Origin of the sequence: Paenarthrobacter sp. NPDC091669 (genome assembly GCF_044756725.1) — a bacterium.
GTDB lineage: Bacteria > Actinomycetota > Actinomycetes > Actinomycetales > Micrococcaceae > Arthrobacter > Arthrobacter bambusae_C.
The window spans coordinates 524,978-538,565 of sequence record NZ_JBIVTK010000002.1; the positions used below are offsets into that span (position 1 = coordinate 524,978).

The 13,588-nt window shown below is 62.1% G+C and carries 11 protein-coding genes; 10 read left to right on the forward strand and 1 reads right to left on the reverse strand.

The features are described 5' to 3' along the window. Window positions 1-6 precede the first annotated feature (6 nt). From ACIQLI_RS05445 to ACIQLI_RS05465, 5 genes are all read left to right on the forward strand, one after another. Entirely contained in the window at window positions 7-720 is a 714-nt protein-coding gene (locus tag ACIQLI_RS05445) for a hypothetical protein (RefSeq protein ID WP_400385777.1), read from the forward strand. Between the two features lie 349 nt (window positions 721-1,069). Further along, complete coding sequence (locus tag ACIQLI_RS05450) at window positions 1,070-2,752, forward strand: ABC transporter substrate-binding protein (RefSeq protein WP_400385780.1); 1,683 nt, start codon at window positions 1,070-1,072, stop codon at window positions 2,750-2,752. A 124-nt stretch (window positions 2,753-2,876) separates the two neighbouring features. Further along, window positions 2,877-3,806: an ABC transporter permease gene (locus ACIQLI_RS05455; protein WP_026539948.1), complete on the forward strand. Its 930-nt coding sequence runs from the start codon at window positions 2,877-2,879 to the stop codon at window positions 3,804-3,806. Continuing rightward, window positions 3,796-4,740: an ABC transporter permease gene (locus ACIQLI_RS05460; protein WP_400385783.1), complete on the forward strand. Its 945-nt coding sequence runs from the start codon at window positions 3,796-3,798 to the stop codon at window positions 4,738-4,740. The genes ACIQLI_RS05455 and ACIQLI_RS05460 overlap by 11 nt, the downstream gene beginning before the upstream one ends. Window positions 4,741-4,750: 10 nt before the next feature. Continuing rightward, complete coding sequence (locus ACIQLI_RS05465; RefSeq protein ID WP_354230696.1) at window positions 4,751-6,460, forward strand: ABC transporter ATP-binding protein; 1,710 nt, start codon at window positions 4,751-4,753, stop codon at window positions 6,458-6,460. Window positions 6,461-6,629: 169 nt separating this feature from the next. Here ACIQLI_RS05465 and ACIQLI_RS05470 read toward each other — a convergent pair whose 3' ends face one another. After that, on the reverse strand, window positions 6,630-7,472 hold the full coding sequence (locus ACIQLI_RS05470; RefSeq protein ID WP_400385786.1) for an SGNH/GDSL hydrolase family protein: 843 nt from the start codon (window positions 7,470-7,472) through the stop codon (window positions 6,630-6,632). Between the two features lie 283 nt (window positions 7,473-7,755). Here ACIQLI_RS05470 and typA point away from each other — a divergent pair, with 283 nt between their 5' ends. From typA to ACIQLI_RS05495, 5 genes are all read left to right on the forward strand, one after another. Further along, the gene (typA, locus tag ACIQLI_RS05475; RefSeq protein WP_354230700.1) at window positions 7,756-9,672 is read left to right on the forward strand and encodes a translational GTPase TypA; all 1,917 of its coding nucleotides are present in this window, start codon (window positions 7,756-7,758) and stop codon (window positions 9,670-9,672) included. Window positions 9,673-9,787: 115 nt separating this feature from the next. Continuing rightward, window positions 9,788-10,120, forward strand: coding sequence for a hypothetical protein (locus ACIQLI_RS05480; protein ID WP_400385790.1), 333 nt, complete (start codon window positions 9,788-9,790; stop codon window positions 10,118-10,120). Window positions 10,121-10,439: 319 nt separating this feature from the next. After that, window positions 10,440-10,766 (forward strand): ferredoxin, encoded by a 327-nt coding sequence (gene fdxA / locus ACIQLI_RS05485; protein ID WP_024817464.1) that lies wholly within the window; start codon window positions 10,440-10,442, stop codon window positions 10,764-10,766. 14 nt (window positions 10,767-10,780) lie between these two features. Then, window positions 10,781-11,929 carry a succinyldiaminopimelate transaminase gene (gene dapC / locus ACIQLI_RS05490; RefSeq protein WP_400385793.1) on the forward strand — a complete coding sequence of 383 codons (1,149 nt, stop codon included), beginning with the start codon at window positions 10,781-10,783 and terminating at the stop codon, window positions 11,927-11,929. Between the two features lie 232 nt (window positions 11,930-12,161). Continuing rightward, the gene (locus tag ACIQLI_RS05495; RefSeq protein WP_090818059.1) at window positions 12,162-13,445 is read left to right on the forward strand and encodes a citrate synthase; all 1,284 of its coding nucleotides are present in this window, start codon (window positions 12,162-12,164) and stop codon (window positions 13,443-13,445) included. Window positions 13,446-13,588 lie beyond the last annotated feature (143 nt).

The following is a 13,588-nucleotide window of genomic DNA, read 5'->3' on the forward strand; positions in this document are numbered from 1 at the left end:
ATAAGCATGCCAGGCATTGCTATGGGAATGTTCTTCGGGTACCTGGACAGCACCGGCTACAAACTGCATACGGATGCGGAGATGGTGGCCAACATTGGCATGTTCGGCCTCATGGTCGGAAGCCTTAGCCAGATCGTTGCCTTCGTGGTTGCCTTGATTGCCTTTGTCCTGGGGAGGCCTGCCCGTCGGCAGTGGGCTGCTTACCGGACAGCGGGTTGGACCACCACCGAGTGCCGGTCCGCGTACTCGCTTCAAAAGCAGGAGGCGGCCGCTCTTAGGCTGAATTCCCGTCTCCGCGGACTGGGGTTGGCCCCTGCACAGCCTCCGGGTCCCATGAGGCCTCAGCCGCTCAGAAAGCCGTCATGGATGAACCGGGTTGGGCTTGGGCTCGCCCTTCTCATGCCCGCACTCCTGATCTTCATTCTTCTTGGTCCTTGGTTGGACTCGAAGGATGTCCAGACATTGGAGTGCGAGGTTGTGGCCGCAGAGCCGGTAACGAGCTCGGGCGGGACCAGAGGGGGAGCCTCGACGGCCTCCGTGCTGGTAAAGACGTCCAACTGCGGGACGCTTGGAGTATCGCGCGGCGTTACTTTCGAGAACCGGGACGAGGTGGCGTCGAGTTTCACTATTGGCGCGACCTATGGCTTCGATATCGGCTGGTATAGCCGCACGTTCTTCAGGAGCGGGGTTCAGTCGGTTCGGGAGTACCGGCTCATCTGACCGGATCCGGAACAGTACAACTGACACGGCATTCGCAACGTAAGCCACGCGATATCTCAAAGGACCCTGGTTCTACAGAACCGGGGTCCTTTTTTGCCCAAAAATCGTCCTGTCCTGCTGTCAGACAGCGAATGCTACCACCCAGTAGGGTTTGACTTGAAATTCCCGCCAATTTAGGCATGTGCAGGTTGCGGAACGGTTACAGTTTGGCCACCATGTCCCAACATCCGGACGCAATGTGGGTAGGCTTACACACACATGTAGGCAACGTCACAGTAGGAAACTGTGCCTGTGCCTGGGGGAAATCACGAATTTCTCCTGCTCAACTCCACGACTCATAGGAGGCGGAATGCGTTTCTCGCGCACTTCCAAAGCTCTAGGCGTAGCGGCGATCATCGCCCTCGCAGTGACCGGTTGCGGCGGCGGTGGCGGCACCAGCACAAACAGCTCTGCCGCAGCTGACCCAAACAAGGTCATTTCCGCATACAGCAACGAACCGCAGAACCCGCTGCTTCCGGCCAACACCAACGAGGTGTACGGTGGCCGCGTCGTCGAGCTGCTGTTCGAAGGCCTTCGCGCCTACGACTCGGACGGCAAGCCCGTCAACGCCCTGGCGGAGTCGATTGAGACAACCGACTCGCAGAACTGGACCATCAAGGTCAAGTCCGGCGCCAAGTTCACCAACGGTGAGGCCATCACGGCCAAGACGTTCGTTGATTCCTGGAACTTCGCCGCGCTGAGCACCAACCTCCAGAACAACGGCTTCTTCTTTGAGTCCATTGAGGGCTACGCCGACGTCAGTGCAGTCACCGAGACCACCGGCGCCGACGGCAAGAAGACCTCCACACCGGCACCTACGGCCCAGACCATGTCCGGCCTGGCTGCCACTGACGACCAGACCATCACGGTCAAGCTCGGCCAGCCCGAGGCTGACTGGTCGCTGCGCCTTGGTTACTCCGCCTTCTACCCGCTGCCGTCCGAGGCTCTGAAGGACCCGAAGAAGTTCGGCGAGAACCCCATCGGCAACGGCCCGTACAAGTTCGAGAAGGAAGGTGCCTGGGTACACGACCAGTCCATCTCCCTGGTCAAGAACGCTGACTACACCGGCCCGCGTGCTGCCAAGAACGGTGGCGTGACCTTCAAGTTCTACACCGATCCGGGCCCCGCATACACGGATCTCCAGGCCGACAACCTCGACATCACGGACGTTGTTCCGTCGAACGCGTTGAAGACCTACACCACGGACTTCCCGGACCGTAACTCCACGCGCCCGAACGCCAACAACGCCACCCTGAACATCCCGGGCTACAACCCGAACTTCCAGGGTGAAGCCGGTATCCTGCGTCGCCAGGCACTGTCCCACGCCATCAACCGCGAAGAGATCACCAAGGTCATCTTCAACGGCACGCGTACCCCGGCCACCGAGTTCACGGCTCCCGTGCTCGACGGCTACAACGACGCAATCCCCGGCAGCGACGTCCTGAAGTTCGACGCCCAGAAGGCCAAGGATCTCTGGGCCGACGCCGAGAAGATCAAGCCGTACGACGGTTCCAAGCCGCTTCTGATCGCCTCCAACACCGATGGTGGCAACAAGGAATGGATCGACGCCGTTGCCAACGGTTTCAAGAACAACCTCGGCATCGAGGCTGAAATCCAGCCGTTCGCGAAGTTCGCTGAAGTTCTGGACCTCCGCAAGTCCCAGTCCCTCCCGGGCCTGACCCGCGCCGGCTGGCAGGGTGACTACCCGTCGCTCTACAACTTCCTTGGACCGGTATGGGCAACCAACGCCTCGTCCAACTATGAGAAGTACTCGAACGCCGAGTTCGACAAGCTCCTCAAGGAAGGCCTTGCAGCCAAGACTCCGGAAGACGCCAACAAGAAGTTCAACCAGGCACAGGAGATCCTGTTCAAGGAACTCCCGGGCTTGCCCCTGTGGTACCGGGCGACCCCGATCGTATGGAGCAACAACGTTGTATCAGCCGAAACCGGCTGGAACGGCGGCGTCCGCTACTTCGACATCGAGGCCAAGTAGTCTCCAGGATCTGAACTTGCCTTAGGGCAAAGGGGGTCCGGCCAAAGTGCCGGGCCCCCCTTGCTTGCTTGGCAGGAAGGCACACATGACACACCAATGCCCCACCACCGGAGAGGGGTGACCCGTGGTTCGCTTCATTTTCCGTAGACTCCTCCAGGTCATCCCGGTATTCCTGGGGACCACACTCCTCGTCTATTACATGGTCTTCGCACTACCCGGCGACCCGATTGCTGCCCTCTTCGGGGATCGCCAGCCGCCGCAGAGCGTCATCGACGCCCTGCGGGCCCAGTACAACCTGGACCAGCCATTCTGGGTTCAATACGGGCTCTTCATCAAAAACCTGTTTACTTTCAACCTTGGCGTTGACTTCACCCAGCAGCCCATCGCTGACTCACTGGCCAGGGCCTTCCCTGTCACGGCAATGCTCGCCATTGAGGCCCTCATCATCCAGGCCGTGTTCGGCATCGCGTTCGGTGTCTTCGCCGGCCTAAAGAAGGGCAAGCTCTTCGACTCCACTGTTCTGGTCGTTTCGCTCTTGGTGATCGCTGTTCCCACCTTCGTTTTGGGCTTCGTCTTCCAGCTGGTGTTCGGTGTCCAGCTGGGCTGGGCCAAACCCACGGTGGGCGCCAACGCCGACTGGGGCAACCTGATCCTTCCTGCCGTGGTCCTGGGCCTGGTGTCCTTCGCCTATGTCCTCCGGCTGACCCGCGCATCCGTCAGTGAGAACATGAACGCGGACTATGTGCGCACCGCGACAGCCAAGGGCCTGTCACGGCCACGCGTCGTGATGGCCCACATCCTCAGGAACTCGTTGATCCCGGTGGTGACCTACTTGGGCGCCAACCTTGGTGGGCTCATGGGCGGCGCCATCGTTACCGAAGGTATCTTCAACGTCCCCGGAGTGGGTAACAAACTCTTCCAGGCCATCCAGCGCAGCGAAGGCCCCACCATCGTTGCCATTGTGAGTGTCCTGGTCCTGGTTTTTGTTATCACCAACCTCTTGGTTGACCTCCTGTACGCCTGGCTTGACCCGAGGATCCGCTATGACCAGTAAAAATGAACACTTTGTGGCTCCCGTCGAGGAGACACCGCTTCTGGCCACTGACGCTGTCAAGACAGATCAGGCGCCGCTGAGCCTTTGGGCGGATGCGTGGCGCAAGCTTCGCCGTCGCCCCATGTTCATCGTCTCCTCCCTGTTGATCCTGCTCCTTGTGATCGTTGCCGTGTTCCCGGGGCTGTTCACCAGCGTCGAACCCAACAATGACTGCCAGTTGGCCAACTCCGAGGGCGCACCCACTGCCGGCCACCCTTTGGGGTTCACCCTGCAGGGTTGTGACGTCTATTCCCGCGTGATTCACGGTACGCAGGCTTCCCTGTCTGTGGGTGTCCTGTCCGTACTTGCCGTTGTCATCATCGGCGTCACCCTCGGTGCGCTGGCCGGTTACTACGGTGGCTGGCTGGACTCCGTCCTTGCGCGACTTGGCGATATCTTCTTCGCGTTGCCGATCATCCTGGGCGCCCTGGTCATCACGCAGCTGCCGTTGTTCCGTGAGAACAGGAGCGTCTGGACAGTGGTCCTGACGATATCCCTGCTTGCCTGGCCACAAATGGCGCGTATCACCAGAGGTGCCGTCATTGAGGTCCGTAACGCGGACTTCGTTACGGCGGCCCGGTCACTGGGCGTGTCCAAGTTCGGTGCCCTGGTTAAGCATGCGCTTCCGAATGCCTTGGCCCCCGTGATTGTGCTGGCGACCTTGGAATTGGGCGTTTTCATCGTCCTGGAAGCCACGTTGTCCTTCCTGGGTGTCGGGTTGCCCGGCAGCGTGATGTCGTGGGGTAACGACATTTCCGCAGCCAACGCCTCCATCCGCACCAACCCGGGAATCCTGCTCTACCCGGCAGCCGCCCTGTCCATCACCGTCCTGAGCTTCATCATGCTTGGCGACGCCGTCCGCGATGCTCTTGATCCCAAGAGCCGTCAGCGCTAAGGAGGCGAACATGACTTCTGCGAACATCAGAATTGATGAAGCCACGGCACCAGTACGGCCCATCCTGGAGATCAAGGACCTGGCCATCACCTTCAAGACCGGTTCCGGCGAGGTCAAAGCGGTCAAGAACGCCCATTTGACCATCATGCCGGGCGAAACGGTCGCCATTGTGGGGGAGTCGGGCTCCGGAAAGTCGACGACGGCGCTGGCCGCCATCGGCCTCTTGCCCAACAACGGACGAGTCTCCGCAGGTCAGATCCTGCTCGACGGCGAAGACATCGCCCACGCGTCGGAAAAGCGCATGATCGAGCTCCGCGGCAGCCACATCGGCATGGTTCCCCAGGACCCCATGTCCAACCTGAACCCGGTTTGGAAGATCGGTTACCAGGTGCGGGAAACGCTGAAGGCCAACGGTCGTCCGGACGGTCCGGAGGATGTTGCCCGCGTCCTTGCGGAAGCCGGACTCCCTGACGCCGCACGACGTGCCAAGCAGTACCCGCATGAGTTCTCCGGTGGCATGCGCCAGCGCGCGCTGATCGCCATCGGCCTGAGCTGCCAACCCAAGCTCCTCATTGCCGATGAACCCACGTCGGCATTGGATGTCACGGTGCAGCGCAGGATCCTGGACCATTTGGACACCATGACCACTGAACTCGGCACCTCGGTGTTGCTGATCACGCACGACCTCGGCCTTGCCGCTGAACGCGCTGACAAAGTGATCGTCATGTACCAGGGCAACGTCGTGGAGGCCGGACCTTCGCTGGAACTTCTCCGCAACCCCCAGCACCCCTACACCCGTCGCCTGGTTGAATCGGCGCCTTCCCTGGCGTCGCGTCGTATCCAGGTGGCCAAGGAGCAGGGTGTGGAGGCCGGCGATCTCCTGGCGCCCGTGGCTGCCGCACAAAGCCGGGTCCAGGACGAGGTCCTCCAGATCAAGAACCTGCGCAAGATCTACAAATTGCGTCAGGGACTGGGGCAGACGTCCGATTTCGCTGCTGTTGACGATGTCAGCTTCAGCGTCAAGCGCGGGACCACGACCGCGATCGTGGGCGAGTCCGGCTCGGGCAAGTCCACTGTTGCCAAGATGGTTCTCCAGCTCGAGAAGCCCACTGAGGGCCAGATCATCTTCGACGGCGTGGATACCGCGGGGTTGAAGGGCAAGGAGCTCTTCAAGTTCCGTCGCCGCGTGCAGCCCATCTTCCAGGATCCGTACGGTTCTTTGGACCCGATGTACAACATCTTCAGGACCATCGAAGAGCCGCTGCGTGTTCACAAGATCGGGAATGCGGCCAGCCGCGAGAAGAAGGTCCGCGAGTTGTTGGACCAGGTGGCTTTGCCCCAGTCCATGATGCAGAGGTATCCCAATGAGCTCTCGGGCGGTCAGCGGCAGCGTATCGCCATTGCGCGTGCTCTGGCGTTGGATCCAGAAGTCATCATTTGCGACGAAGCGGTCTCGGCCCTTGATGTCCTGGTGCAGGCACAGGTCCTGAACCTGCTGGCAGACCTCCAGGACAACCTTGGCCTGACCTACCTGTTCATCACCCACGACCTCGCCGTGGTCCGCCAGATCGCGGACCACGTCTGCGTCATGGAAAAGGGCCAGCTTGTGGAAACGGGCAGCACTGACGACGTCTTCGACAACCCCCGTGAGGCTTACACCCAGGCACTCCTGGACGCCATCCCGGGTGGGTCGCTCCTGCTGCCGCCCGCGGTGGCCTGACCGGCGTCGAACGTTTGATCGCTGGATAGCAGAAGAGCCGGTGGTTCCCGAAAGGAAACCACCGGCTCTCGCCGTTTATGTGCCGTTGCGGGGCCTGCTCTGCGCGCCCCAGCGCTCCCGAAGCACGCAGAACGGGCCTCACAACGTCAGAAGCGGACGACGACGGCGGCTACTTTGCCGGGGCGGCACTGTCCGGGCGGGCTGTGAGGCCCAGCGCTGTGAGTTCGCGGGCCAGGACGGCTCCGAGCTTGACGTGCCCGGACGGCTTGAGATGCACGCCGTCCTGGAGATCGCCCACAGCGTTGAAACGAGTGAGCCAGTCGCCAGTACTGACGAAGGGAATGCCGTGCTTCGCAGCAAGGCGTCCCAGCAGGGCGTCCACTTCGGTACGGCGGCCGCCTCCATTTTCAGTGCCGCGTGCCAAGGTTCCGATCATGGCCAAGGCGGCCCCGGGATAGCGCTTCTTCAGGGCCGCGAGGAGACGCTCGGCATTGCTGGTGATTTGCGCATCCGTGGCCTTTTGCGTGGCATCATTGCCGCCGCCTTGTATCACGATCAGGGGCGGATCTCCGTAGGGGAGTATCCAGTCTCCGCGCTGCAAGGCGTCGATGTAGTTGCCTGTTGTGCCATTGGCGGCCACGAAACCAGTGCCGCCCATGCCCACCACGTGCAACTTGTACCCCAAGGCAGCGATGCCCTGCTGGGGCCAGGAGTCCTTCGGCATGGCCTGGGAGTCTCCGATCAGGACGGCGGTGTGGCGCACATCGGCCAGCACCAGTTCTTTGCGGTTGTTCGCCGGGTTCTTGTACAACGAGCCAACAGGAAGGTCCAGGGCGCTGGGAGCCGGGGCCGTCCTCAGGGGAGGGGCGGCGGCCGTCTGGGCGGGCCCGGGCGCGGCGGAGCGCGTGGGGGTGGAAACGGGGGTAGCTGGGCTGGGTCCGCAGCCTACTGCCAGAACGCCGACGGCGATCAATGGTGCGAGCAGGCGGAACGCGGCCGAAGATTGTCGCATCGATTGTTCTCCGTGTTGCACTGGTTCTGCAGCAATCATGGGGCACGGCGGCAAGAAAATCCAGCATCTGGAGTAGGGGTTGTTAAAGCGTGACCTCATGTGAGCAGCGCCACATTCGGATGTCGAATGGCTTGCTTTTTAGGCTGGGAAATGCAACTGCGTTTAGACTGGATGCAGGTGCCCTGTGTCCCGGGGTCTTTTCGCTGTGTGTTCCGATCAAGTCGATCAGGTATGCGCGCGGATACAAACAGCTGACTTCACCACTGAAACGAGTCATTAACGCATGTCTGAAACCATCACCAACACTGCGTCGCGGAGCGATCTGCGCAACGTCGCGATCGTCGCACACGTTGACCACGGTAAGACCACCCTGGTCGACGCCATGCTCAAGCAGACCAACTCCTTCGCTTCCCATGGTGAGGTTGAGGACCGTGTCATGGACTCCGGTGACCTGGAACGCGAAAAGGGCATCACCATCCTCGCGAAGAACACCACGGTTGCCTACAATGGCCCGTCGTCCAACGGCGAGACCATCACCATCAACGTCATCGACACCCCCGGCCACGCCGACTTCGGTGGCGAGGTAGAGCGCGGTCTGTCCATGGTTGACGGCGTCGTCCTGCTGGTCGACTCCTCCGAGGGCCCGCTGCCCCAGACCCGCTTCGTGCTCCGCAAGGCCCTTGCTGCGCACCTGCCGGTCATCCTCCTGGTCAACAAGACCGACCGTCCCGACGCCCGCATCGACGAAGTTGTCCACGAGTCCATGGACCTGCTCCTTGGCCTCGCTTCGGACCTCGCCGACGAAGTTCCGGACCTGGACCTGGACAAGGTCCTCGAAGTTCCCGTCGTCTACGCCGCTGCCAAGGTTGGCCGCGCGTCCCTGGACCAGCCGGCCAACGGTTCTGCTCCGGAGAACGAGGACCTCGAGCCCCTCTTCAAGACCATCATTGAGCACATCCCCGCTCCGACCTACAACCCGGACGGCGTGCTGCAGGCACACGTGACCAACCTGGACGCTTCGCCGTTCCTTGGCCGCCTTGCCCTGCTCCGCATCTACAACGGAACCCTCCGCAAGGGCCAGACCGTTGCCTGGGCACGCGCCAACGGTGAGCTCAAGAACGTCAAGATCACCGAACTGCTGGCCACCAAGGCCCTCACCCGCGTTCCTGCCGAATCGGCAGGCCCGGGCGAAATCGTCGCTGTGGCCGGCATCGAGGAAATCACCATTGGTGAAACCCTCACCGACGCCGAGAACCCGCAGCCGCTGCCGCTGATCACCGTGGATGATCCCGCGATCTCCATGACGATCGGTATCAACACCTCGCCGCTGGCCGGCAAGGTCAAGGGCGCCAAGGTCACGGCCCGCCAGGTGAAGGATCGCCTGGACAAGGAACTGATCGGTAACGTCTCCATCAAGGTGCTCCCCACCGAGCGTCCCGACGCCTGGGAAGTCCAGGGCCGTGGCGAGCTCGCTCTGGCCATCCTGGTTGAGCAGATGCGACGCGAAGGCTTCGAGCTGACCGTGGGCAAGCCGCAGGTTGTCACCAGGACCATCGACGGCAAGCTGCATGAGCCGATGGAACACATGACCATCGACGTGCCTGAGGAATACCTTGGCGCCGTTACGCAGCTCATGGCTGCCCGTAAGGGCCGCATGACCAACATGGCTAACCACGGCACCGGTTGGTGCCGCATGGAATTCATCGTTCCCGCCCGTGGCCTGATTGGTTTCCGCACCCGGTTCCTGACGGACACCCGTGGCGCCGGTATCGCTGCCTCCATCTCCGAAGGCTACGAGCCGTGGGCCGGACCGATCGAATACCGTACCAACGGTTCGATGATTGCCGACCGCGCAGGCGTTGTGACGCCGTTTGCCATGATCAACCTCCAGGAGCGCGGTTCCTTCTTCGTGAAGCCCACCTCCGAGGTTTACGAAGGCATGATTGTTGGCGAGAACTCCCGCGCTGATGACATGGACGTCAACATCACCAAGGAAAAGAAGCTCACCAACATGCGTGCAGCTTCCTCCGACACCTTCGAGAACCTGACGCCGCCGCGCGATCTCACTCTCGAAGAGTCCCTCGAATTCGCCCGCGAAGACGAGTGCGTCGAGGTCACCCCGGAATCCATCCGTATCCGTAAGGTCATCCTGGACTCCAATGAGCGCGCCAAGGCCAACCGCGCCCGCGCCAAGTCCTAGCCTGCACTGACTGAACAGTCAGGAACAGCTGAATGAAGAGAGGAGCCGCCCGTACGGTTCGTGGCATTGCCGCGGCCGTACCGGCGGCTCTTTCGTTGCCGCAGCCGGCACGGCCTTGCACCGGCAAGCAGCCCAGTGGGCGGGAGTCGACGTCTCATGCGGCGTCGCCGCAGCCCTGATGCTGCTGGCGTCGGTGCAACTGTGGCTCGCCGCCTGGTCGCGCTCGGTCATCCCGACGGCGGTAGCCGGCGTGGTGAGCTATGCCGCCGTCGGCGTCCTGTCATCAGCGGGCCCGGCCAAGCAGTTGGTCCTGGGTGACGCCGTCGGCAATGTGTGGGTCTTTGGCATCGCAGTGGTGACCTTGGTCATGCTGGTGGCAGCGAGCCGCCTGCATGCCGGACGGACTGCCGCCGTGGCGGTGGCGGTGGAACCTCTTTCGCCGCGATAACCATCGCCAAGGGAATTTCGACGTCGGAGGTACGGGTCCGTACCGTGCAACTGTTGTCGCTGGTGTCCAGCAGGTAGCCCAAAGCGTCCGTCAGGCCGTCGTCGATCCTGTACCGGACCACCACCCTGATGCCTGGTTCTGCGGTGAGTAGGAATTGTCTGGGCGGCAAATGCGGGGGAGTCACCGTTTCATACTAAGACGCGGGCTAGGTTGGCGTCATTGCACTGTTGGATAATAGGCTCGGAAGTTGAGTGCCCGGCATGATGCCGGCCGTAGTACCCCGGCCATCGCCGGGACAAACCGTGGAGAGGTCTGGGACGTGACGTACGTAATCGCGCAGCCGTGTGTGGATGTCAAGGACAAGGCATGTATTGAAGAGTGCCCTGTCGACTGCATTTACGAAGGTGAGCGTTCCCTCTATATCCACCCCGATGAATGTGTCGACTGTGGTGCCTGCGAACCCGTGTGCCCGGTAGAGGCCATTTACTACGAGGATGACACCCCGGAGGAATGGGCCGACTACTACAAGGCCAACGTTGAGTTCTTCGACGACCTCGGTTCCCCGGGCGGAGCGGCCAAGATTGGCAACACGGGTAAGGATCACCCGTTCATTTCCGCATTGCCCCCGCAGAACCAAGACCACTAAGGGCGGTAGTTTCCTTGATCTCCGCGGCACCGGCTTTCGGCCTGAACCTGCCCGACTACCCCTGGGAGGCCATGGCGCCCTACGTCGCCACGGCATCAAAGCACCCTGGTGGCGCCGTGAATCTTTCCATCGGGACACCGGTGGATCCCACGCCCGGGCTGATCCGTGATGCCCTTGCGGACGCTGCGGACGCCCACGGCTATCCCACGGTTCACGGCACCGTGGCCTTGCGCCAAGCCGTGGTGGACTGGTTCGCCGGCCGCCGCGGCGTGCCCGGTCTGGACCCCCAGGACGTCATGCCGACCGTGGGCTCCAAAGAACTCGTAGCCTGGCTGCCGTTCCTGCTCGGCCTGAGCGCCGGAGACGTGGTTGTGAGGCCTACCGTTGCCTACCCGACCTACGACATCGGCGCCTCATTGGCAGGGGCCACGGCTGTTGCTGCCGACGACCTGGATGAACTTGATCCGGCCACCCGCGCCAAAGTCCGGTTGATCTGGATCAACTCGCCGGGCAATCCCACGGGCAGCGTTCGCGATGTGGAGTCGCTCCGCAGGATCGTGTGTCAGGCGCGCGAGCTCGGCGCCGTGGTGGCCTCGGACGAATGCTACGCCGAACTGGGCTGGGGCGAATGGGATGCCCAACGTGGGGGAGAAGCTGTCCCCAGCATCCTTGACCCCCGTGTTACCGGCGGCTCCACCGACGGCCTGCTGTGCGTGTACTCGTTGAGTAAACAGTCCAACCTGGCTGGCTACCGTGCCGCATTCGTCGCCGGAGACTCTGCAATTATGGCCAATCTGGTCAACAGCAGGAAGCATGCGGGCATGATCGTGCCCTACCCCGTGCAGGAAGCGATGCGGGTTGCTCTGGGCGATGCCAGCCATGTGCTGTCCCAGAAGGACCTCTACCGCGGCCGGCGCGAAAGGATGGTTCCTGCGCTGGAGAAGTTCGGACTGCAGATCCATCAATCCAAAGCCGGGCTGTACCTCTGGTCCACTGCGGGTGAAGCCACCTGGGATACGGTGGCACGGTTCGCCGACCTCGGCATTGTGGTGGGTCCGGGGGTCTTTTACGGCGACGCCGGCAATGGTTTCATCCGCGTAGCCCTGACGGGCAGCGACGAACGCATCGACGCCGCAGTTGAGCGGCTTGCCACAGCCTCATAACAATGCTGTGACTTGCACCACTAACAGCGTCATTCCGCCAGTAACCCGACGGCACGGATTAGTTCCGGAGGGTTACTGGCGGTAGCTTTTTAACTGACTATCAATGGTGGCCTTCTCTAAGAAAGCACTTCGGCCGTTGGAGCCCTGCAACAGTAGGGCCGAAGGCGGCGGCACCAGAAGTTGGTTGGACAAGCGTTCGATAGAGGCCCAAAGGCCTCATGAAGGGGACTCCATGACTGAGACCACCAGCGCAACACTGCGCCATGCCGGCGGCGAACTCGAACTGCCGCGCATCCAGGTTGTAGAAGGAAACGAAGGCTACGACGTTTCCAAGCTGCTGAAGCAGACGGGCGCCGTTGCCTATGACCCCGGCTTCATGAACACAGCGGCCACCACCTCGGCCATTACCTACATCGACGGCGACGCAGGGATCCTGCGCTACCGCGGGTACCCGATTGAGCAGCTCGCGCAGCACTCGAGCTTCCTCGAAGTTTCCTACCTGCTGATCTACGGCAACCTTCCCACCCCCACGGAGTTGGAAGAATTTGATCAGAAGATCCGGCGCCACACGCTCCTGCACGAAGAGCTCAAGGGCTTCTTCGGCGGGTTCCCGCGCGACGCCCACCCCATGCCGGTGCTCTCCTCGGCTGTTTCGGCGCTGTCCACGTTCTACCAGGACTCGCTGGATCCGTTCAACGCGGAGCACGTGGAAGTTTCCACCATCCGCCTCATGGCCAAGCTGCCTGTCATTGCCGCTTACGCCCACAAGAAGTCCATCGGCCAGCCGATGCTCTACCCGGACAACTCCATGAACCTGGTGGAGAACTTCCTTCGACTGAGCTTCGGCCTTCCCGCCGAGCAGTACGAAATGGATCCGGTAGTGGTCAAGGCACTGGACCTCCTGCTCATCCTGCACGCGGATCACGAGCAGAACTGTTCCACGTCCACCGTGCGTCTGGTGGGTTCGTCCAACGCGAACCTCTTCGCTTCGGTGTCCGCAGGCATCAACGCCCTCTTCGGTCCCGCCCATGGTGGCGCCAACGAGGCCGTGCTGAAGATGCTCCGCCAGATCCAGGCCGACGGCATCAAGCCCGAGGATTACATGGAGAAGGTCAAGAACAAGGAAGACGGCGTCCGCCTCATGGGCTTCGGACACCGTGTCTACAAGAACTACGATCCCCGCGCCAAGATCATCAAGGCAACGGCCCACGAAGTTCTCGGCAAGCTCGGCGGCAACGACGAACTGCTGGACATCGCCATGCGCCTCGAAGAGAAGGCCTTGGCTGATGACTACTTCATCCAGCGCAAGCTATACCCGAACGTCGACTTCTATACCGGCCTCATCTACAAGGCCATGGGTTTCCCGGAGAAGATGTTCACTGTACTGTTCGCCATCGGACGCCTCCCGGGCTGGATTGCCCAGTGGCGCGAAATGATCAACGACCCCCAGACCAAGATCGGCCGCCCGCGGCAGCTCTACACAGGGGAGCCGGAGCGCAACTACCCGGCCAACTGATACGGCAAATCGTCATTAACGACGGCGGCCGCCCACCTCGCGCGAGGTGGGCGGCCGCCCCCCCTGGGTGCCGCCGCCGGGGGGACCCCGCGCGCCGGGCCCCCGGGCGGGGGGCCCCCGCCGGCGGGGGCGCGGGGGGCCCG